Below are 19,767 nucleotides of genomic sequence, written 5' to 3'. Positions count from 1 at the left end.
CGGCACGCGGTCACAACGAGCTGTCGCGGCGCACCTTCTGCTCCTAGAGGCAACCAGACCCTAGGAAGGCAGCCCGCGTGACCCGCATCCGTGCACCTCGATACCGGCCGACCACAAGCGAGACCATCAGGCTCGCCGCGGCGCTCCTCGCCACGACCGGTCTCCTGCTGACCCCGGCCACCGTGGCCCACATCGCCATGCACACGCGCGACCATCACGCGTGGGCCGGCGGGCTGGGCTGGCTGGCGCTCACCGCCGCTGCTGCAGCGGTGCTGCTCGCCCGCCCGGCGCCCCATGCCCTGATACCCGGCGACCACCCCGATCAGACCATGAGAACCCCCGCGACCCGAGGTGGTTGGTGATGGCGAAGAAGTCGAGTTCCCACGGCCCCGCACGCCCCGATGGATACGTCGTCGACGCCGACCGCGGCGCCGGCACCGTCGCCACCAAGGCCGCCCAGGTCATGGACACCAGCGAGCACGCCGAACGCACCGCCGGCCGCGAAGGACTACGCGACCTCGACCGCATGACCGAGTCCATGCCCGGCCTCAACCGCATGCAGAAGGACCGCGAGCGCCTGATGCCGCGCGGGACGAGCGCGGCGCTGGGCCACCCGGTGATGCAGCGGCGGTTGCCGCCGACGGAGGACGTGCGCGTCCCGGTGTCCTCGAGGCAGCGCAAGGCGCGCTCGAAGGCCCGCACGGCGACGCTGGCTGGTCTTCCGGAGGTGCAGGTGCGCACGCAGCGGGTCCTGGTGGGGCGGGCGGAGGCGTGGCGGTCGATCAACGATCAGCTCTCCGAGCACACCGGCGACCTGGCCGAGCTGTCGGAGGCCGATCAGGCGCGGGTGCGGCGGATCGACCGGTCGATCCAGGCGTACGAGCGGCGCAACGATCGTGGGCACGTGGTGTACGCGAACGTCGCGATGCCCTGGTACATCAACCGGCAGAACGTCGCGGGGTTCGTCGCGAACAACTTCCGCGCCGGACAGCGGCTGTCGTTCGACCGGTACACCGCGGCGACCCACCAGCTGCACGAGACCGCGGGGCAGGTGTCGGACGAGCGGGGGCGGGTGGTGGTGTTCGAGATGGAGACCCGCCGCGGCGCGTACCTCGGGAAGTCGGACGGGGCTGACAACACCCAGCACCTGCTGCCGCGAGGGCTGGAGTTCGAGGTAGTCGGCACCCACGAGGCGAACTTCCGGCGCCCGGACGGAACGACCGGACGAAAGCGTGTCGTGCAGCTGCGCGACGTGACGGACGAGAAGTGAGGAGCGTGATCATGGCGAACAAGGACGACCTCTGGGAGAACACGGAGCCCATCGAGGAGCTGCGCCGCGGGGACTGGGGGTTCGCGCCCGAGATCCTCGCCGCCGGCATGGATCTGCCCCGACGCACGGACGGGAGCGAGTACGAGGCCGCGATGCGGGGCCACGAGATCAAGCCCAACTCCTCGGGGCCGGTGTACGTCGACCCGATGGCGGCCACTGGTGACCTGCCGCGCCGAGAGGACCGGCGGCCGGGGGGCCACGATGCCTGAGCCGCGCAGGGTGTGCACCGTGTGCGGGCACGATGTCGACGCCGACGGCATCCACGACTACGCGGGAAGCGCCGAGCATGACCGGGTGCTGGACATCGAGGCTGCCCGCTCCGCGGCCCATGGCTCGATCGAGCGAGCCCGGCGCGAGCTCCTGGCCGCCGTGCAGGCGGTCAAGCTCCTCGGGAGCAAGAGCGTGTACGACGTCGAGGTCGCCGAGGGCGGGATGCGCACCCGGCTCGTGGCCGCCCTGGACGGCGTCGACGTGACACTGGCAGGCGTCGCTGCGCTCATCCCGGAACCCGGCCTCGCCACCAAGGGGCGGTGACGACCGTCGTGACCACGCTGGCCGGAGCGGTGCTCGGGGTGGGCCTCGGGGTCCTGCTCTGCCTATGGCTCGCGCGCACGACGTACCGTCGGACAACCGACATGCCCCGTCTGAAGGCGCGGCTCGGCGCACGAATCGCGGTGGTCGCGGGCTGCGCCGCGGCCGGCGCGATCGCTGCGGGCCAGGCCGCGCCCTGGGTCGCAGCGGGCGTGGGCGTCTACCTCGTCGCGGCCGTCGCCCTCGTATGGATCGACCTCGACGTCCACCGCATCCCTGACCGCATCCTGGGCCCGACGGCGGCGGGCCTGGTCGTGACCCTGCTGTGGGGAGGGATCGTCGAGGGCCCGCAGGTCTGGTTGCAGGCCGCGGTCGGTGCGGCCGCGTTCGGGCTGCCATTCCTCCTACTCGCCCTCTTCGGGCCGATGGGCCGCGGCGACGTCAAGCTCGCGGTCGTCACCGGCCTGCTGGTCGGGCCGATGGGCTGGTCCGCTGGCGTGACCGCCATCGCGGGCACCTTCCTCCTGGGCGGCCTCGTCGGAGCGGGCATGCTCCTGCGAGGGCGGCGACGCGACGATCACCTCGCCTACGGCCCGATGATCATCGCCGGCGCCGCGCTCGCGGCCGTGACCTCAGGGGTCGTGTGAGTGTTCCGCGTGGCCCCTTCGAGCGCCCCCGTCATCGCCGTCGCCCGGTGAAGCGATGGGTGAGCCAGGCGCCCCACATGCGCGACGTCTCGGTCGTTCGCTGCGCCAGATGGTCGGCGACGTCGCGACCCTGGGCCGTGAGCTCGTAGACCGGTCCGTGCTCGTCGGGCAGGGTGTCGACGAGTGGCGTGGCCAGTTCAACCAGGCGTGACTTGCGCGCGCTGCGAGGGTGCGTGATCGCGGCCTGGTTCAGGAGGCGGCGCAGCTCGACCATGGTCAGTGCGTTCAGGCGAAGCTCTGTCCGCAGCGCGGCGTCGTCGTTCGTGCGGACGTACCCGGCCTGCTGGAGGGCGTCCAGGCTCTGTGCGTCGTTGCAGCCCTGCTCGCGGATGTAGTAGCTGCTGCCGTAGTGGCGTTCGAACCCCGGCCCGTGGGCGGCGGGGCGGCTTGCGATGACGTCCAGATGCGACCTGCTGTTCAGGGGGAGTGCCTTCAAGCTCTCAAGAGCCGCGGGCATGCTCGGGAACACGGCGAGATCGCTCAGGTGGACGGTCGCAGTCGTGGCCGCAAAGCGGTCGTTGAGCGAGACCATCACGCCTACGGGGTCCAGGGGCGTCACGGGCCACGGCGCCATGACAGCGGCCAGCCCGCCGTCGCCATGAAGGACAGGCGTGTTCGAGTACGACTCATGCGGAAGCTGCTGGATCAGCGCCGTCCTCAGATCGAGGGCAGCCTCCCTGCTGAGACCGACGAGGTCGTCGAACTGCACGCGCAACAGGCGGCGGACTCTCTCGATCCATTCCGTCGCCCAGTCGGGCGACTCGCGCGGGATGAGGCCTGCCTCAAGGACGGTGCTCAAGTCGGGCGACATCTCGATGGCTATACCGATGCCCGGGTTCGCCGCGACGATCTGGAGCACGTACGCGATGACCGCGTCCGGGTCGTCGTTCTCAAGCCGATCCCGGATCCACGGGCTGAAATCGACGCACGGCATCCTCGACGACGGAGCGTAGCGAGGACTGAGAAGGGGGTAGTCCTCACGGCCCCTGCCGTTGGCGAACTCGGTCGCGGTCTCCTCCACCCGGCCCATCATCGACTCGACCCGCAGCGTCGTCTCGCCGAGGGGATCGCCGCGGGGGATTTGGCCGCCGCACCCGCATCGTCTCCGGCAGGGAACTACGGCCGCTGCAGGTGGAGGAACTTCCTCCGGACACCTTCCTTCGTCAGCCGAGGCCCGCCCGCGTCGCCCAGCACCGCCGCGACGTCCTCCCAGGACACCCGCGCCGCCAACAACTCCTGCACCACATCCTCCGTAGGCGCGCCCGCCTCGAGGCGCTCGCGGCCGCGGCGCAGAGCGGCGTCGTACTGCAGCCAGGGGTGCTCGCGGAGCCAAGCCTCGACCTGTTCCGCGGAGAACGCCCGCCGGACCTGTGGTCGCGCGGGTAGGGGAGCGGGCATCCGCTCAGTGATGCGAGGACGGCCACCGTGCGCCGTCGCCTTGGCGGGGCGGACGGTCGCAGCTCGAAGCGTGGACTTCGAAGGCCGCGCTCCCAGCGTCTGCGCGATCCGTTCGACCACCTGCTGGTAGTCGTACGTCTCGCCCGCCCCGGTGCTCACGTGTCGAGTCTACGAATCGACACGCCACATCATCCCTCCTGTTGACAAATCGGAGCAGTCGCCGCATCGTGGGTGTAGCGCCTCACCAGCGCCACGTCGGACTCACCATCCGCCCCGAGAGGACCAGAACCATGACCATCGCGTCGACGACGGCTACACTCCCGACTACTGCGATCATGCAGCCTGACACGGCGGCACTTCCCTCCATCGAGGGGGAGGCCGCCGTGTCTTTTGCCCGCCAGTTCCCCATCGGGACGGCCCGCTGCGCCACCGCCGACGTCGAGGGCGAGTGGGTCCCCGAGCGCGAGACGATCATCGTCCCCGACGAGATGACCGCGCTGTGCCAGCGCTGCCCCGGACGTCAGGACTGCCTGCTGTGGGCCCTGGCCGGCGACGAAGACGGCTACTGGGCCGCCACCACCTCCGAGGACCGCAAGCAGATGCGCAGCATCGGCCGCGACGACGTCGACACCGCCGACTGGCTGCAGAAGATCCAGCGCGAGAAGTCGATCGCCAAGCATGCCCCGGGCGAGGGCAGCTCCAACAACTACCGGCGCAAGGGCTGCCGCTGCCACGAGTGCCGCGCCGCAAACAGCGCCGAGCGCACCGCCGAGCGCGCCCGCGCCCGCGCTCGCGCCACGGCCGCCGCGGCCTGAGCGCGAGCGCATCCGCGCGGGGTCGAGAGGACGCCACCGCGGGCCGTCCCGTGCCGACCACCACCCCCGAGGAGACCTACGCTGTGGCCGTGATCGATCAGCCCTGGACCCGAGTGCGAAACCCCGCACCCATCCCCGAGCAGCCCACCGTCAAGGACCTGCGCGCGCTGCCCGACGACGAGTTCGACCTGCTCATCCAGTCCCACCTCGTCCCGCGCGACCCCAGCAACACCGGGCGCGCCGCCTGGGACAAGCTCTGGCTCGCGCTGCGCCACAACGACAAGCTCGCCGACCGCACCTACGACACCCTCGAGAACTTCATCCAGGCCACCGAGGGCGCGCTCGAGCGCGGCGAGGTCCCCGAGGCCCAGCGCAAGCGCGCCGCCAAGTTCATCGAGCTGTGCCGCCAGTCCTGGGACCGCATCGACCGCGGCGCCCCCAGCGACCAGCCCCTGGCCTGGGCCGGCAAGGCCGGCGACTTCCAGCCCCAGGCCCGCCGCGTCATCGACACGCTCGTCACCGCCATCGCCGCACACCGAACCGCCGTGCTCGCCGAAGGCCCGCCCGCGGCCGCCGACACCGCGCTGTGGGAGACGCTCAAGACCGTCGACCTCGACCCCGACGACTACGCCTCCAGCCAGCCCTGACCCCGCGAGCGCCAAGATGGCCCGTCCGTCGTCGTGCGTCAGCCGCCCAGAAACTGCGTGGCCCACTGCATGAGCTGATCGGCGGCCACGTTTGAGGCCACGCCGCCAACCAGGGCGTAGGCGCCGCCGCGCACCTTCTCCAGGAACGCGCGGAGCTTGCTCTTCTCAGGGTCGGTCCGGGCCGCCAGAACGGCGTCGACGTAGTCCGCCAGGCCGTCGGCGTCCAGCGTGGTCTGCGCGGCCTGGGTCAAGGTGACCACATCGCCCACGTGCACCGTGACCTGCTGGCTCACCGCGTGCCCCTGCGCGATCGTCGCGCCGTCGCCGTAGATGTTGGTGATGAACTGGGTGGCCACCTGGCGCACCTCGGCATCGTCGGCGACGGTGGGGCCACCGGCTGCACCGGCCTCGGTGTTGGCGGACTGCAGATCCATGGCCAGGCTCATCACCTCGGTTCGGATCGCGTCGACCACGCCGACGAGCGCCTGCTTCGGCACCAGAGTCCTCGCCCTGTACAGAGTCATGCCCGAAAGGCCAAAGGCCTTCCCTTGCGCCGCGAGCTCGTTCCACCTCGTGATCACCATCCCCGGCCACGGGATACCGAGCCCGCCGTCCTCTGCGCTCATCAGCGACTCGAGCTCGGACACCGGCTGGCGGAAGGCCACGCGAAACCAGACGGCGAACCAGTCATCGGGCTGATCTGGTGCAGTGAGGGTTCTCGTCTCGGATGTGCCTCCGTACCCGGTCCAGTAGGTGCTCGCGCCGGTAGGGATTGAGCGGCGGTATACAGGCAGGTCGTCGTCCTGTGTCTCTTCGGGGTACCCGGAGAGTTCGCGTCGTGCCCACTCCCGGATCTCGGTCGCCTCCAAGCGATGCGCGGCTGCCGCGGCCCGGCGCAGTAGATCTGCGGTCCGCACGCTCGGGTCCGCGGCCCCTTCGATGATCCCGTCCAAGGCGCTCGTCATGGAGCGAGTATGCCGCCCGGCGGCGGCGCGTCGACTTCGAGATCCGGCGGCCCCGCCGTTGCCCCCACACCCGGCGACGCCGTCAGAGCGATTGCATACATTGCATCGTGTCAGCTCGTCCCGACGCAACCAGGAGGACTCCATGAACGCCCAGGACATCGCGAGGATCTGCGACGCCGACGTGGACACGTCGCCCGACGCGAGCCGCAAGGGCCGCCCCGGGCGCGCCGACGTCACCGTCGGCGAGCTGATCGACGCCCAGCGACGTCTCGAGGGGGTGGCGCAGGTCGCCGCTTGAGCCCTACCGCGCGCAACGGCGGCCCTCCAGATCGCACCTGGAGGGCCGCTGTCGTGTCAGCCGACCCGACATCGATCGAGGAGGCGCCCGCCACGATACGGCCCCGATAGGTTGGCTCCCATGCCCCACGCACCAACCGTGCCCAGCACGCCCGAGCAGGACGTGACACCGTCGCGCCGCCGGTTGGGGCTGTACTGGCAGCAGTCGACCTTCGACGCCGCCCGCGCGGCGTACGTGGCAGACCTCAACCACCGCCCGGGAGCCCCTCTGGGGTTCGCCGCCTGGGTCGAGGCGGCACTCATCGACCACGTCGACCGCACCCCACGCGAGCGAGCAGACCTCGCAGCCGGGCTCGACCCAGAGAGCGCTCGGCAGGGCATCCCGCGCCCGATCTGGATGGACCGCGCGACGATCACCGCGCTCGAGGACGCCGTGCGCGAGGAACGCGGCGCCGGCCGCATGCTGTCGCAGTCCGCGCTGGCGAGCGAAGCCATCCGCCTGGCCATCGCCAGCGCGCGCGACCGCAGCGGCGGCACCCTGCCTCCGCCGCCAGCCCGCCTGCCGAACAAGCCCATCCGGTAGCCCCAACCACCATCACGACCAGGGCCCCGCACGTCGCGTGCGGGGCCCTAGTCGTGCACGCCCCACGAAATCGGCCATCCCCGGCGGTAACAACGACAGCACGCCCCGCACCTTCCTTCGGTAGAGCAACGGAGATGCGAGGCACTTGATGGACGTCCTGACCGCCGCCTGGTCCGCCCAGACCACGACGGCCCACCCCGCGCCGGCGACCGGCGCACGCTGCGCACGCTGCGCCAGCCGCGCCGCCGTTCACCCGGCACGACAGGCGGTCTCAAAGTCGTTCACCGGCTACGACGACTGGACTGAACCCCGCGGCACCCACCTGTGCCCGGCGTGCACGTGGGCGTACACCACGCCGGCGCTGCGCACCCACCCGCACCACATCACCCGTGCCCCCGGCTGCGAGCCCCGGTCCCGGGCCCAGGTAACCGAGCGGCTCCTGGCCGGTGCACTCGGCGCCAAGGAAGCGCTCGTGATCCCCCTGCGGCCCGGCCGCAAGCACCTGGTCCCGGTAGCGACCTGGGGGCACATCACCACCGACCACGCCCGGGTGCCCTGGACGGACACCGACGCCCAGCTCCTCGACGCGCTGACGCGACTCCGGGCCAGCGGCTTCGGCTCCCGGATGCTCGCCGAGCCCGCCCCGCCCTTCCACACGCTGTCCCGGGCACCCCGCACCAGCTGGACACAGATCTTCACCGACTGGGAGCAGCTGCACCCCTGGCGAGAGCCCGACAGCCCATGGCTCCCGCTCGCCCTGCACATCACCACCCCGACCACCACCAAGGAGGCGCTCCGTTGAGCATCCCGTTCGCCACCGTCACCGCCACCAGCGACACCGACACCCACCTGGTGGCGCTGAGTCCCGCCCTGCGCGGGACACGGCCCGACGTCCTACCGACCGCCACCCTGTGCGGGCGAGCCACCAGCGGACCGACCACGCAGGTGCACCCCGCGAACGCGAGCTGCAGCCGCTGCTTCGACGTCGTCCCGCTCTACATGGCGCTTCCGGCCTTCGAGGTCGTGGCCCCATGACCGCGACGACCCCGACCCCGCGTGCAGCCGCGCTCACGCCGACCAGCAAGTGGCTCGCCACGGTGCAGGACTACATGCCTCCGCTGGACGGACCCGCCGGAACCGCCGAGCGGCTCCTGCTGCTCGTGCACTACGGCGTCGACTGGACCAACGGCTGGGTGGCGAACTACCGCAAGACCTACTGGGCCGCCCTCCTGCCCGACCGCGTCATCTGCGCGACCTACCGCGCCCCCAACCTTCGCCGCTGGTGGCGCGAGGTCGCCGACGACCTCGGCTCCGCACCCCGCGGCGCGGCCGAACGCGCAGAGCTCGAACACCTGCTGCGCGCCGAGGCCCCGCCCGTCCTGGAAGTGCTGCGGTTCGAGACCGAGGCGCTGCTCCTGCGCACCCGCATCGTCGCCGACGCCGTGCGCGAGTCCCGACCCGAACCCGCCACCGCAGGGAGCCACCGATGACGCCCACGATCACCTGGACCGGCACCCTGACCGCCGCCAGCTCCATCGCGCACGGAGGCGACACCCGCGGCACCATCACCCTCCTGCGCCGCGAACGGGTCATGACCGAGGCGGGCGACTTCGTCTTCATCCCGATCATCTCCGGCAACACCCTGCGCGGGCGGCTGCGCCGCATCGGAGAAGAGCTGCTGCGCGACGCGGTTGGCTACGAGGGCCAGCTGCCCGCGCCCGCCGCGCACGCACTCCGCGGCGGGGGAGCGCTGGCCAAGAGCAGTACCGAACCCCTGTCGGGCAGCCGCCTGCAGCGAGTGCGCGCGCTCGTGCCTCAGCTCGGCGTCTTCGGCGCCGCCGCCGGCGGAACCATCATCGGCGGCGCACTGGACGTCGGAAAGGTCGTCCCGCACCTGGCTGAGACCACCCGGATCACCGGCGCCCCCTCCAAGGTGAGCGCGCTCGACGCCGTCCAGCTTGAGGCATACACCCGCCAGGACGAAGCCGACGCCCACGACTTCGCGCCCGTCCTGGACAGCGACGCCACCGTCACCTTCGACGCCGACGGCACCCCCCACGCCCACCCCGGCAGCAACCAGATGCTGTTCCACATCGAGACCTTCCCCGCCGGCACCCAGTTCTCCACCTGGCTGCGCCTGCGACGACCCAGCCCCCTCGAGCTCGCCTTCGCCACCGACGTCCTGGACACCTTCACCACCACCGGACGCCTCGGCGGACGCGTCGCCATCGGCCACGGCCAGGTGCACGCCGACCTCACCCCCACCCCAGGCCTCCCGGCCGACCTGCCGGACTGGCGCGCCCACGTCCGCACCCACCGCGAGGACATCCTCACCGCCCTCAAGGACCTGGCATGACCATCGACACCCTCACCAACCCGCCCCAGCGCGCCAGCCAGCAGACCCCGGCATACGGCACCGGCGCATGGGAGAAGCGCTACCGGTACGACGCCGCGCAAGGACGCACCCGCACGGTGCCCGCCGATCCCGTTCGCGCCCACCTGCGCGGTCTGCTCGACGCTGACGACGCCAGCACCGCCGCAGCGATCGCCGACACCGCCGGCGTATGCCGCGCCACGATCACCCACCTCCTGCACGGCCAGCGCACGGTCAAGCGCACCATCGCCGACCGCCTCCTGGCCGTGACCACCCACCAGCTCCACGAGCGTCCCGCCCCCCTGGTGCCCAAGATCGGCGTCGTACGCCGCATCCAGGCCCTGCAGGCCTTCGGCTGGACCTACGCCCACATGGAACGGGTGCTCCGCACGGCTGGGCACCTCCACCAGCCCGAGAAGATCGTCGCCGCCCGCGGCCGGCACATCACCCGCGAGACCCACGACGCGATCCGCCACCTGTACGACGAGCTCTCCACCACCCGAGGCCCCTCACCACGCGCCGCATCGCTCGCCGCAGCCCGCGGGTACGCGGTACCCGCGTCCTGGGACGACGACACGATCGACGACCCCAGCGCGGGCCCCGAGGCGCCCGGCGCCGCTCCCGAGACGGCTCACGACCACCTCGACGAGTTCGCCTTCCTGGTGCGCGGAGGAGAGGCCCCTGACCGCGCAGCACACCGCGCCGGGTACAGCTCGGCCGACAGCATCGGCGCCGTCGCACGCCGGCACGACCGCGACGACGTCCTCCGCCTGATGGCAGAAACGGAGTACGTGGACGCATGACCACCCCACCCACGACCACGCCCCGCGAACCAGCAACCTGCGCCTGCGGACTCACGCTGCCCGCCGGCCCCTACACCGGGACCGTGCAGCGCTGCGACGACTGCGCCCCGACCACGCCCGAACCCTGCGACATCTGCACCACACGCCCCGCCCTGCGCCGCTACCCCGCCAGCAGCGGCGAACAGGCCACCCCGGCGCTCGCGGCCAGTACGTACCTGGAGGAGGGGCTCGGCCCGTACCTCGCTGTGTGCGGGCGCTGCGACCGGGTGGGTGGAGCACGATGAGCGGCGAGTTCGTCCCGATGCGGGTGCGGGCTCACCTGGCCGCCGGCGTCGGGCAAGCGGCGCCGTGGGGGATCGCGCTCGACGGTCTGCTGGCCTCCCAGCTGTGGGAGCGCCAGAAGGCGGAGGCGCGCGCCGCGGGACGCGAGTACACGCGCGCCCTGGAGAACGACGACCCGCCCGACCTCGACCTGCCGCTCGCGCGGTGCGAGCCAGAGGACGGGCCGTGGCACTGGGCTGCGACCTGCGCGCACCCTGACCGGGCTGCCGACCGTCCCGACGTGCACACCTGGACCGGACGCGTCGACGAGCGCGAGCTCGAGCAGGTGGCCTCGTCGCTGCCGAAGGTCATCTCAGGGCGCCAGGGCCGCTACCGCGCCCGCCGCATGCCCTTGCTGGTGACCGCCTGCGGGACCCTCACCTGGCACGCGGTCGGAGATCTCGACGCCGTGGCGGACCTACTCTCCGACGTGCGCAGCATCGGCAAGAAGCGCACCAGCGGTGAGGGGCATGTCCTGCGCTGGGACATCGAACCGGCACCCGACCTCGACATGCTGACCGCCGCGCACCTGCACCCCGACGGCACCCTCGGACGCCCCACCCCAGACCACTGCCGGCGCCAGTTCGTCGAGGTGCCCGACACCAGCGTCGGGCGCGCCGGCATCCGCCCGCCATACATGCATCCCGCACGGCAGCACGAGCTCCACCTGCCGGCCCTGCTGTCATGACCACCGCGAACCCCGGCCTCAACCTCCAGGCGTTGCGCGCCCTGCGCTCCACCACCCGCAACCTCGAGCTCGTGCGAAACCGCCTCCGCGCCCACCTGGATGCCCACGAGGGCTACGTCGCGTTCTCCGGAGGCAAGGACTCCCTCGTCGCCCTCCACCTCGCCCACCAGGCCGCCCCCGACGTCCCTGTCGTGTTCTTCGACTCAGGGCTGGAGTACCCCGAGACGTACACCTACATCGCGGACCTCGCCGAGACATGGGACCTCAACCTGCACGTCATGGCGCCCACCGCCGGATCCCTCGAGCTCATGGCGAGCGCCGGTGGATGGAACCACAACGCCCCCGACCAGGCCGTGCCGGACATGCACACCGTCCTGATCACCGAACCTGCCGCAGCAGCACACCGCGCGCACGGGCCCGGCGAGGTCTGGGGCGTGCGGGCCGCCGAAGCCCGCGGCCGCGCCGCGGCGTACACCAACGCCCTGCGCAGCCACCCGTGCACCTGCCCACGACACTGCAGCAGCCCCCACGAGCACCGGGCGCACCACGGCGGCCGGATCGCCCGCAACGACGGAACCGTCGCCTACGGGCCTGCCTGGGACTGGTCCACCGAAGAGGTCTGGACGTACATCGCCCGCCGGCACCTGCCGGTCAACCCCGTCTACGCCAAGCTGCGCCGGCTCGGCGCCCCCGAACATGCTCTGCGGGTGTCCACGATGCTCGACGGCTCTCACCTCACCGAGGGCCGCATCACCTGGCTCCGCCGCGGGTGGCCTGCGCTCTTCGAAGAACTCGCCACCGTCCTGCCCCGGCTCCGCGAGTACGTGTGACAGATGCTGCTGTGACCATCGAGTAGGTCCGTGCTCGACCCCGCCGTGTCCCGCCCGTCCGCCGTACCCTCATGTGATGACGAGCGGCGTGGTGCTGCGCTGCAAGAGATCAGCGACGAGGACCCCGAGCCGAAGACGACGAGGAGGACGCATGAGCACCACGACCGGCGTGTTCATCCCGTGGCGGGTGATCGACCAGCTCGGGCCGCGTGAGCTGCCCGCAGCGATCGTGCTGTGCACGATCGCCGACCTCGGGGACGCGAACGGCTGGGTGTCCACCAGCGTGCGTCAGATGGCCCTCGACACCCACCTGTCCGACCCGCAGGTGCGCCGGGCGTTCGACCTGCTCGTGGAGATCGGGGCGCTCGAGCGGCGCACCGGGGCTGGCCTCGGCCGGTACGCGTACTCCTTCCGGGTCAGCAGTTCTGCGGCATAGAGTGCGAGCAGTCTGAGTAGCCCGAGTCTCCCGGCGGGGCGCCACCGCCAGTGCTGTTGAGGCCGCCGAGGATCATGCCGACGACCATTGCACCGATCCAGAAGATGCCGATGGCGGCCAGGATGAGCGTCCACACTTGCTTGGCCCGCGAGGGGGCCGATTCCGGCTCGACGGCGTCGTACACCCGCGGTCGGGAAGCGAGCACGGCGTCCGCGGCTGCGCGCACAGACGCGTTCCGCGGCTCGTCCGCGCCAGGAGAGTACTTGCCGGTGCGATCGAAGTGCTCGAGGTACGCGCTGGCCGTGGCCGGCGCCGGCGGCGCGGCCTTGACAGGGCGTACCTGGGCGGGCACCTGCCAGTCCTCCGAGGACGGCCTCGCTTTCCACGCCCCGTGCTCCGGGTGCTGCTTCGTCACTGGGCGCCGCCTCTCACGCTGCCGGAGCGAAGACGACTTGCGATCCGCCGCCCTCGCCCTCCCGGATAACGAGGGTCCAGCCATTCCACGTGCGGGTGACGTCGCCAGGGCTCTCCTGCCACTCGGTGAGCGCGGCGTCGAGCTCACCGTCGTCGAACGCGGATGTCAGGCCGGTGTCGATCGCGACGCACCGGGCCGCCTGGTAGGCGTCCTTCGAGAAGGACTCGGTGGCGTCCGAGCCCACGGTGAAGGTGATCGCCTCCGGTGTGACGACGGCGGTCTGCTCCCACACGGGGCCGCCGTCGCACGAGGCCTCCACGCGGAGCGTCTCGGGGACCTGCTCGAGGGACGTCACGGCAGGCGCCGCCTCGGCCGTGTCGTTGGCCGAGGCAGTGACCGAGTAGGTCGCGGCCGCGCCGGCGACACCGCCGACGACGAAGCACCCTACGGCCGTCAAGACGAGCGGGAGCACGTGCGAGTGACGCGCGGGCCGGGCGGGGCTGGTGGTCACGGGTATCTCCACGGAGGTCAAGGTACGACGCGCCGTCGTCGGAGGCGTCCCTGCGACCGGGTGAACCCGGGCGCGGGTCCGCCCGTGCCTAGTGGTACCCACCGACGACGCCCGCCCGCCGCTCGGCTCCAGATCGTCCGCCGGAACAGTTTTCCGCGGGACAGCGGGACCCCATGCCCGCTGTCCCAGCGACAACGGGGCGGAGAACGGGCCGATTCCGTGGGTGGCCAGCGGTAACGTCGGGGACACCAATCACCTGGTGGCCTGACCAGCCACCCTGACACCCCGCCGGAGGGGACCATGCACCGCACATCCGCGCTCAGGCTGCAGAACTCGAACATGGAGCACCTGTCGAGCCTTGTCCGCTGGGCCACGATCGCCGAGATGCGCACTGCGGCGTCGCTCATCGCACTCGCCGTCCGCGAGGCACACCCCACCGCCACGCACGTGCACCTCGAGGGATCCGACCAGGGCGACTGGCTGAGCGCGTCGGCGTGGGCCGACGCCACGGGGGAACGGGCCGACTTCGACCTGCAGATCGACGAGGACGTGCACGACGCTGCCATCCACCTCTACACCGCGCACATCGGCCCCCAGGGCGGCTACGGCGCGGTCTCGACCAAGGCCCTGTGCGCCCTCGACGCCCGGTGCGGCACCTACCTGCTGACGATCGACGAGGCAGCAGAGATCGACGCCTACCCGCCGATCCTCGACGAGGCGGCCCGAATGGTGCCCATCCGCCTCTGAACCCTGCCTGGCTTCACACCACCACCCCGGCAGCCTGACCAGCCGCCCCGAACACGGAGGACCAACCGTGACCACCAACATCGACGTGACCATCAGGCAGGTCGACGACGCCACGGCGCTCGCGGACATCATGTACGCCTCGATCCGGGCCGCCATGCACGCCGCGGCTCGCGTCATCGCGAGAGCCGCCCGTGACGCCCACCCCGACGCCGTCCGGGTGCTCCTGGACCGTGTGCACGGTGACGGACCGTGGCTGGAGGTGATCGGCTGGGATCGCGGGCACGGACGCGTCGAGTCGATCGCCATCTCGGCGGCGGCCGAGCGGATGGCCACCCACCTGCGCGTCGAGACGATCGGCACCAACCCGTTGTGCGGCGTCGTCGACGGGCTGTGGCACGAGCGCAGCATCCGCTACCTGCTCGACATCGACCGCGTCCTGGCCGCCGAGCCCACCAGCCCGATCGAACTCGTCATCGTGCGCGACCCGGACGGCGGCACGTACACCAACGTCGGGGCCTTCGGGGCCCCTGTGCCGGACCGGCTGGTGTCCGAATGCGTGGTCGACGCGGGAGCCGGGTTCGAGTGGGACAGCTGGGTCGAGCACCGAGACGCCGAGCTCGCCGCTGCTTCCCCGCGCATGCGGGCCCTGGTCGCGCACGCCTTCGCCGACCCGCCCGGGGGAAAGTACGTCGAGGGGCGCGAGGGACGGGACTGGCTAGATGGCACCGTTGCCTGATCGCTCGGTGAGGCAGCGTTTCGCAGGCTTCAGCGGAGCCGGGGCCCTGTGGTTCGCGGCGTGCCACGGCATCTGAGCCAGTCTGTCGGTCTCAGGGCGGGGCCTGGCGGGCCGCGGGCGGGACCGTCATGCGGCGCGGGTGCCCCCGTGAGAGCCTCCAAAAGAGGAGGTCACGATGATGAGGACCGCCCGCGCGACGATCGCGCTGCTCACGACCCTTGGTGCCGCCATAGGACTGACCGCATGCTCCGAGGACAGCCCCGAGCCGGAGTCGGCCACCACAGCCACCGCCGAGACGCCTGCCGAAGGGGACGTGCCCGTCGAAGGGGACGGGGAGTACGACGGGGAACCGCCCGGGGGAGGCGACGAGGCTGTCGACACCGACGACCCGTATTACGTCCCCGAGCCGCCGTGGGAACCGGGCGAGTTCGAGGCCTACGCGCCCTCCGGCGGGGTCATCACCATGCAGATCCCCGCGGAGGAACCCCCGGAAGACCTCGAGAACCTGCGCAAGGAGATGGGCGGCGATCCCGTGGCCTACATCAGCGCCGACATCGATAACCGGGACGGGGAGAGCTACGTGAACATGTACGAGCTCAACCTGTACGACCCCGCCGGGAAAAAATACACGTTCACCGCGGTGAGCGAGGCGATCAGCGAGTGGTCCGACAACCTTGGGGAGTCGAACGAGGACGTCGAGCTCTACAACGAGGGGATCGAGCTCTCCGAGAAGTACCCCGAGGGCGTCGACCCGTCTGAACGCGCCACGATGATCCTGACCGGCGAGAAGGTCCCCGATCAGATCGCCAACATCACGCTGTACGCCGAGGGCGGGATCGGCGGCGAGACGGGCGCATACCCCGTCGCCCCTTGACCGCCTAGGGCTCCACACCTCTGCGGGGGCAGGCACCCCATGCCGCCGGCCCCCGGGACCAAACACCGCCCCGACGTCGGTTGATGCCGGTAGCGTGGACGACACCAACCCCGGCGGGCTGACCACCCGCTCCGAAGCGAGCTCGAGGTGTTTCCCATGGCAGAGCTGTGGCTGTACAGGCACGTGGACCAGGCCAAGCGTGGCGAGCTGCTGCGCGATGTGCGAGAGGGCCGGCTGGCGTCCTACGGCGCCCGGTTCGGCGAGACGTTCGGCGCGTTCATGTACCTGGTGGACCTCCACCTGCGGCGCCGGTACGGCGTCACGCACGCCGACCTGGCCGACTTCGACTGGCGCACCGAGCACGACACCGGCAGCTCGCCCATGGATGCCGCTCACGAGGCCCTGGTGGCGGAGGACCTGCTCCCGCCCGGCCTCCGCTGAGCCCACGTCACGAGCAGAGGAGCGGCCCCGTGCCCGAGTACCAGTTCACCGTCACCGAGACGACCCAGCACACCGTCATCACGACCCGCGCCACCCTCGAGGAAGCGAAGGACGCGTACCTCGAGGGCACCGCGCGGTCCGTCGACTACGCGGTCACCGAACGCGCCTGGACCGACATCACCGCCGACGGCCGCCCTATCGACGACACCGCCGACCCCGACGCCGGACACCCCGACCACCAGGGCATGGAGTACCAGCAGTTCCTGCGCGACCAGGCGGGGGACTGACGTGCTCCACGAACCCACCATCCCCGGACCCACCGAGGTCGTCGTCTTCCAGTGGTCCACCCAGCACGGCCACTGCGTCGAGTGTGGCCTGCCCGCAGCGTTCTTCCGACTCGACGCCTACGGACCCGGCAAGCACATGCGCGCCTGCTCCGTGTGCGCCGCGAACGCCGCCGCCGACGGCGAAGCCATCGCCCGCATCGACGAACACCCGTAGGACACACTCGCGCCCCGCCGGCCAACGTCCGGCAGGGCGCCCTCGAGCTCGAGGAAGCCCCGCCCCTGGACGGGTACCCCATGCCGCCCGTCCAGGGGACTTCGCGCCCTCATACGCCGGTGTCGGCGGGTAGCGTCATGAACACCAACCACCCGGTGGCCTGACCAGCCACCTTGAAGCCCCCGGAGGGGTCATGACGACTGCTACCCGTACCCGTGCCCAGGACTCGACGACGACCGCCAAGGCAGCCGAACGAGAGGCCCGCCTCGCCGAGGTGCGCGAGCGGCTCGACGATGCCGTGAGCGCCCTCGTGACCGGCGACGACTGGGCCCGCGCGATGCGGTTCGCGGCTCGGTTCCGCAGCCGCTCGTTCAACAACACGTTGCTGATCTGGATGCAGCACGCCGCCGCGTACGAGGCGGGCCAGACCACCGTGCCCGAACCGACCTACGTCGCCGGGTTCCAGCAGTGGAAGGCCCTCGGCCGGCACGTGAGCAAGGGCATGCGCGGGTACCAGATCCTCGCGCCCGTCACCGCACGATTCGCCAGCGCGAACCCGAAGGACCCCGCGTCCTGGTACCGCCTGACCAAGGGCACCAAGCCCACCCCGGGGGAGACGGTGCGCTCGCGGATGATCGGCACCCGCGTGGCGTACGTCTGGGACGTCTCCGCCACCGAGGGCGCCCCGCTGCCCGAGCAGCCCCGCCCCCAGCTCCTGCAGGGCGAAGCCCCCGCCGGGCTCTGGGACGGCCTCGCCGTCCAGGTCGCCGCGCACGGCTACACCCTCCACGACGCCGCCAGCGCCGCCGAGATCCACGGTGCCAACGGCGTCACCAACTACGTGCACAAGACCGTGCACGTGCGCGCCGACATGGACGACGCCGCCCGCGTGAAGACCCTCACCCACGAACTCGCCCACGTGCTGCAGGGAGCCACCCGCGACGACGTCAACGGCACCCTCACCGACGCCCCCCGCCACCGCGGGATCGCCGAAGTCGAAGCCGAGTCCGTCGCCCTCATGGTCGGCGCCGCCCACGACCTGGACACCACCGGTTACACCGTCCCCTACGTCGCCGGATGGGCCGCCAGCACCAACACCGACCCCGCAGAAGTCGTGCGCTCCACCGCCGAGCGCGTACGCACCATGACCCTGCAGATCCTCGCCGAGCTCGACACCGACCAGACCCCCACCGGCACCCCCGAGCCCCCGGCCTGACCGCACACGCCCCGCCCGACACCGCGGCGCTCGCGGCACGGGCGGGCCTGATCTGGGCCCCCCCGGATCAGGGCACCCCATGCCCCCTGATCCGGGGCCGATCGGGCCGCCAGCGTCGGCGGCAGCCGGTAGTGTCATGAGCACCAACCACCCGGTGGCCTGACCAGCCACCTTGAAACCCGCGAGGCATCCCATGGAACTTCCCGTCGGCACGCTGCAGATCGACTTCACCACCCGCTGTGCCAAGACCGGCACCGGTCGGCACCTGACCACTGGCCTCGACCTCAACCTCACCCGCCGCACCCTGGTGGGCGCCCGTGTCGTCGACCACGCCGAGAACGTCGCCGGGCCCGGCTCCGGCAGCAGCCTCGGGTACATCGACTGCGGCTGCTACTCGCCCGACGTCTTCGCCGCCGCCGACCAGGTGCTCGCCCGCCGAGGCTTCACCCGCACCGGCGACTACCGGCAGGCCGAGGACAGGTTCTGGCAGGCCGTCGTCGTGCGGACGGAGGTCTGAGCATGGACGCCACCGACCTGATCCTGCGCGTGCGACCCAGCACCACCACGCGGCTCCTGACAGGCGCCGACCACCCGCACCCCGGCATGGAACTGTCCGCATGGACGCCGATCGTCGTGGACGACCCAGACTCGCCCATCCCGGCGCTCGACCCTCCGGCGTGGGCAGGCTCCGCCGGAGGGGCTGGCGTCGCGCTCGCCCCGGGGGAGTACCGCGCCCGACTCGACGACTTCGCCGGCCCGATCCCCGCCGACATGCTGGCCGCCGCGGAACTCCCGTGGAACGCTGCCCTCGCGGCCGCCGGCTCCAACGGCCTGCACCGTGACGAGCACGGGCAGACGCACACGGCCACGCGCGAGCTGCACGCAGACGAGGCCGGGCGTCCCTCCTACTGGCGGGCGGTGTGCTCGTGCGGCTGGAAGTCGGACTTCCACTACGGCTACGGCGAGCCCTTCGTCGACGTCGCGTGGAACGCCGCCCGCGCCTGGCTCCAGCACCTCCCCGCCTGAAGCGACCGCGGCCGGTGCGGGGGACTCTGCCCCCACACCAGCCGCGGCGGGCCCCTCGCCGCTGCTAGCGTCGAAGACACCAACCACACGGTGGCCCGACCAGTCACCTTGAAGCCCCACCACGCGTGAGGGAGCAAGCCATGGACACCACGACGCGACCCACCATGACGGAGACCGCGCTCGCCCGCGCGAACGTCGAGACCGTCACCGACGAGACCATGATCTCCGCGCTCCGCGAGCAGGCCCGATACGCCTACCCGGACGAGCGCGCGCACCGCGACGGCCTCACCACCACCTACATCTACGCAGACGGCCCCGACATGATCGCCAGGGTGCTCCCGGGCACATACATCCTCGAAGAGACCCAGCACGGACTGACCGCCTGCTACCGCTTCACCGACCGCTACGACGCCTACGACGTCGTCGTCGCACGCAGCCTCGACGCCCAGCTCGACGACGCCCGGACGCACCCCTAGACACCCTGGTGGGTTGGCTGGCCGGCGGCGGGCACGCCCTGGTCACCCACCGGGCTCCAATCGCACCTCACCTGCTCGCCTCTGGCGGTTTTCGGACAT

At 71.5% G+C, this 19,767-nt stretch carries 32 protein-coding genes; 27 read left to right on the top strand and 5 right to left on the bottom strand.

Going from position 1 to position 19,767, the window contains the following annotated elements; translation table 11 throughout:
• Positions 1-77: 77 nt before the first annotated feature.
• From ACQFYA_RS20890 to ACQFYA_RS20870, 5 genes are all read left to right on the top strand, one after another.
• Positions 78-362: a hypothetical protein gene (locus ACQFYA_RS20890; protein WP_499127738.1), complete on the top strand. Its 285-nt coding sequence runs from the start codon at positions 78-80 to the stop codon at positions 360-362.
• On the top strand, positions 362-1,270 hold the full coding sequence (locus ACQFYA_RS20885) for a hypothetical protein (protein WP_499127737.1): 909 nt from the start codon (positions 362-364) through the stop codon (positions 1,268-1,270). Before ACQFYA_RS20890 ends, ACQFYA_RS20885 begins: the two co-directional genes overlap by 1 nt.
• Positions 1,267-1,539 carry a hypothetical protein gene (locus ACQFYA_RS20880; protein ID WP_499127736.1) on the top strand — a complete coding sequence of 91 codons (273 nt, stop codon included), beginning with the start codon at positions 1,267-1,269 and terminating at the stop codon, positions 1,537-1,539. Before ACQFYA_RS20885 ends, ACQFYA_RS20880 begins: the two co-directional genes overlap by 4 nt.
• Before the next feature lie 19 nt (positions 1,540-1,558).
• Positions 1,559-1,864 carry a hypothetical protein gene (locus ACQFYA_RS20875; RefSeq protein WP_499127734.1) on the top strand — a complete coding sequence of 102 codons (306 nt, stop codon included), beginning with the start codon at positions 1,559-1,561 and terminating at the stop codon, positions 1,862-1,864.
• Positions 1,865-1,965: 101 nt separating this feature from the next.
• Complete coding sequence (locus ACQFYA_RS20870) at positions 1,966-2,508, top strand: prepilin peptidase (RefSeq protein WP_499127732.1); 543 nt, start codon at positions 1,966-1,968, stop codon at positions 2,506-2,508.
• A gap of 31 nt (positions 2,509-2,539) precedes the next feature.
• On the opposite strand, the gene ACQFYA_RS20865 is transcribed toward ACQFYA_RS20870, so the two are convergent.
• Positions 2,540-3,589, bottom strand: coding sequence for a hypothetical protein (locus ACQFYA_RS20865; protein WP_499127730.1), 1,050 nt, complete (start codon positions 3,587-3,589; stop codon positions 2,540-2,542).
• Between the two features lie 95 nt (positions 3,590-3,684).
• The gene (locus tag ACQFYA_RS20860) at positions 3,685-4,125 is read right to left on the bottom strand and encodes a hypothetical protein (protein ID WP_499127728.1); all 441 of its coding nucleotides are present in this window, start codon (positions 4,123-4,125) and stop codon (positions 3,685-3,687) included.
• A gap of 176 nt (positions 4,126-4,301) precedes the next feature.
• Here ACQFYA_RS20860 and ACQFYA_RS20855 point away from each other — a divergent pair, with 176 nt between their 5' ends.
• Positions 4,302-4,781 carry a WhiB family transcriptional regulator gene (locus ACQFYA_RS20855; protein ID WP_499127727.1) on the top strand — a complete coding sequence of 160 codons (480 nt, stop codon included), beginning with the start codon at positions 4,302-4,304 and terminating at the stop codon, positions 4,779-4,781.
• 89 nt (positions 4,782-4,870) lie between these two features.
• A complete protein-coding gene (locus tag ACQFYA_RS20850) occupies positions 4,871-5,428 on the top strand; it encodes a hypothetical protein (RefSeq protein ID WP_499127725.1) in 558 nt (185 codons plus the stop codon).
• A 38-nt stretch (positions 5,429-5,466) separates the two neighbouring features.
• Here the strand turns inward: ACQFYA_RS20850 and ACQFYA_RS20845 are convergent, their stop codons facing one another.
• Positions 5,467-6,393 carry an AbiTii domain-containing protein gene (locus ACQFYA_RS20845; RefSeq protein WP_499127724.1) on the bottom strand — a complete coding sequence of 309 codons (927 nt, stop codon included), beginning with the start codon at positions 6,391-6,393 and terminating at the stop codon, positions 5,467-5,469.
• Positions 6,394-6,535: 142 nt separating this feature from the next.
• On the opposite strand from ACQFYA_RS20845, the gene ACQFYA_RS20840 reads away from it, so the two are divergent.
• The 10 genes from ACQFYA_RS20840 (at position 6,536) to ACQFYA_RS20795 (ending at position 12,725) form a co-directional block, all read left to right on the top strand.
• Positions 6,536-6,691, top strand: coding sequence for a hypothetical protein (locus ACQFYA_RS20840; RefSeq protein ID WP_499127723.1), 156 nt, complete (start codon positions 6,536-6,538; stop codon positions 6,689-6,691).
• A gap of 138 nt (positions 6,692-6,829) precedes the next feature.
• Positions 6,830-7,273, top strand: coding sequence for a hypothetical protein (locus tag ACQFYA_RS20835; RefSeq protein ID WP_499127721.1), 444 nt, complete (start codon positions 6,830-6,832; stop codon positions 7,271-7,273).
• A 148-nt stretch (positions 7,274-7,421) separates the two neighbouring features.
• Positions 7,422-8,075: a hypothetical protein gene (locus ACQFYA_RS20830; RefSeq protein ID WP_499127719.1), complete on the top strand. Its 654-nt coding sequence runs from the start codon at positions 7,422-7,424 to the stop codon at positions 8,073-8,075.
• A complete protein-coding gene (locus tag ACQFYA_RS20825; RefSeq protein WP_499127717.1) occupies positions 8,072-8,308 on the top strand; it encodes a hypothetical protein in 237 nt (78 codons plus the stop codon). Before ACQFYA_RS20830 ends, ACQFYA_RS20825 begins: the two co-directional genes overlap by 4 nt.
• The gene (locus tag ACQFYA_RS20820; RefSeq protein ID WP_499127715.1) at positions 8,305-8,763 is read left to right on the top strand and encodes a hypothetical protein; all 459 of its coding nucleotides are present in this window, start codon (positions 8,305-8,307) and stop codon (positions 8,761-8,763) included. Before ACQFYA_RS20825 ends, ACQFYA_RS20820 begins: the two co-directional genes overlap by 4 nt.
• Positions 8,760-9,629, top strand: a complete 870-nt coding sequence (locus tag ACQFYA_RS20815; protein WP_499127713.1) for a hypothetical protein — start codon at positions 8,760-8,762, stop codon at positions 9,627-9,629. The genes ACQFYA_RS20820 and ACQFYA_RS20815 overlap by 4 nt, the downstream gene beginning before the upstream one ends.
• Entirely contained in the window at positions 9,626-10,450 is an 825-nt protein-coding gene (locus ACQFYA_RS20810) for a hypothetical protein (RefSeq protein ID WP_499127711.1), read from the top strand. The genes ACQFYA_RS20815 and ACQFYA_RS20810 overlap by 4 nt, the downstream gene beginning before the upstream one ends.
• A gap of 280 nt (positions 10,451-10,730) precedes the next feature.
• Positions 10,731-11,459, top strand: coding sequence for a Csf3-related protein (locus ACQFYA_RS20805; RefSeq protein ID WP_499127710.1), 729 nt, complete (start codon positions 10,731-10,733; stop codon positions 11,457-11,459).
• A complete protein-coding gene (locus ACQFYA_RS20800) occupies positions 11,456-12,289 on the top strand; it encodes a phosphoadenosine phosphosulfate reductase domain-containing protein (RefSeq protein WP_499127709.1) in 834 nt (277 codons plus the stop codon). Before ACQFYA_RS20805 ends, ACQFYA_RS20800 begins: the two co-directional genes overlap by 4 nt.
• Positions 12,290-12,440: 151 nt before the next feature.
• Complete coding sequence (locus tag ACQFYA_RS20795) at positions 12,441-12,725, top strand: hypothetical protein (RefSeq protein ID WP_499127707.1); 285 nt, start codon at positions 12,441-12,443, stop codon at positions 12,723-12,725.
• Here ACQFYA_RS20795 and ACQFYA_RS20790 read toward each other — a convergent pair.
• The gene (locus ACQFYA_RS20790) at positions 12,706-13,140 is read right to left on the bottom strand and encodes a hypothetical protein (RefSeq protein WP_499127705.1); all 435 of its coding nucleotides are present in this window, start codon (positions 13,138-13,140) and stop codon (positions 12,706-12,708) included. The two genes, ACQFYA_RS20795 and ACQFYA_RS20790, sit on opposite strands and share 20 nt — an antisense overlap.
• 13 nt (positions 13,141-13,153) lie before the next feature.
• Entirely contained in the window at positions 13,154-13,651 is a 498-nt protein-coding gene (locus ACQFYA_RS20785; RefSeq protein ID WP_499127703.1) for a hypothetical protein, read from the bottom strand.
• 300 nt (positions 13,652-13,951) lie between these two features.
• Between ACQFYA_RS20785 and ACQFYA_RS20780 the strand changes: the two genes are divergently transcribed.
• From ACQFYA_RS20780 to ACQFYA_RS20735, 10 genes are all read left to right on the top strand, one after another.
• Positions 13,952-14,398, top strand: a complete 447-nt coding sequence (locus tag ACQFYA_RS20780; RefSeq protein ID WP_499127701.1) for a hypothetical protein — start codon at positions 13,952-13,954, stop codon at positions 14,396-14,398.
• A 67-nt stretch (positions 14,399-14,465) separates the two neighbouring features.
• Entirely contained in the window at positions 14,466-15,134 is a 669-nt protein-coding gene (locus tag ACQFYA_RS20775) for a hypothetical protein (protein WP_499127699.1), read from the top strand.
• 175 nt (positions 15,135-15,309) lie between these two features.
• On the top strand, positions 15,310-16,008 hold the full coding sequence (locus ACQFYA_RS20770) for a hypothetical protein (RefSeq protein ID WP_499127697.1): 699 nt from the start codon (positions 15,310-15,312) through the stop codon (positions 16,006-16,008).
• Positions 16,009-16,164: 156 nt separating this feature from the next.
• Positions 16,165-16,449 (top strand): hypothetical protein, encoded by a 285-nt coding sequence (locus ACQFYA_RS20765; RefSeq protein WP_499127695.1) that lies wholly within the window; start codon positions 16,165-16,167, stop codon positions 16,447-16,449.
• Positions 16,450-16,478: 29 nt separating this feature from the next.
• Entirely contained in the window at positions 16,479-16,736 is a 258-nt protein-coding gene (locus tag ACQFYA_RS20760) for a hypothetical protein (RefSeq protein WP_499127693.1), read from the top strand.
• 1 nt (position 16,737) lies between these two features.
• Positions 16,738-16,950 (top strand): hypothetical protein, encoded by a 213-nt coding sequence (locus tag ACQFYA_RS20755; protein ID WP_499127691.1) that lies wholly within the window; start codon positions 16,738-16,740, stop codon positions 16,948-16,950.
• Positions 16,951-17,143: 193 nt separating this feature from the next.
• Positions 17,144-18,166, top strand: a complete 1,023-nt coding sequence (locus tag ACQFYA_RS20750) for an ArdC family protein (RefSeq protein ID WP_499127689.1) — start codon at positions 17,144-17,146, stop codon at positions 18,164-18,166.
• Positions 18,167-18,359: 193 nt separating this feature from the next.
• Positions 18,360-18,683, top strand: coding sequence for a hypothetical protein (locus ACQFYA_RS20745; RefSeq protein ID WP_499127687.1), 324 nt, complete (start codon positions 18,360-18,362; stop codon positions 18,681-18,683).
• Between the two features lie 2 nt (positions 18,684-18,685).
• Positions 18,686-19,192 (top strand): hypothetical protein, encoded by a 507-nt coding sequence (locus ACQFYA_RS20740; RefSeq protein WP_499127684.1) that lies wholly within the window; start codon positions 18,686-18,688, stop codon positions 19,190-19,192.
• Positions 19,193-19,332: 140 nt separating this feature from the next.
• A complete protein-coding gene (locus ACQFYA_RS20735) occupies positions 19,333-19,668 on the top strand; it encodes a hypothetical protein (protein ID WP_499127682.1) in 336 nt (111 codons plus the stop codon).
• Positions 19,669-19,767 lie beyond the last annotated feature (99 nt).

Source organism: Promicromonospora sp. Marseille-Q5078 (genome assembly GCF_050315395.1).
In the GTDB taxonomy this organism is placed as follows: Bacteria; Actinomycetota; Actinomycetes; order Actinomycetales; family Cellulomonadaceae; genus Isoptericola.
The sequence above is the reverse complement of the archived record's forward strand: the minus strand, read 5'-3'. Positions and strand labels throughout refer to the sequence as shown.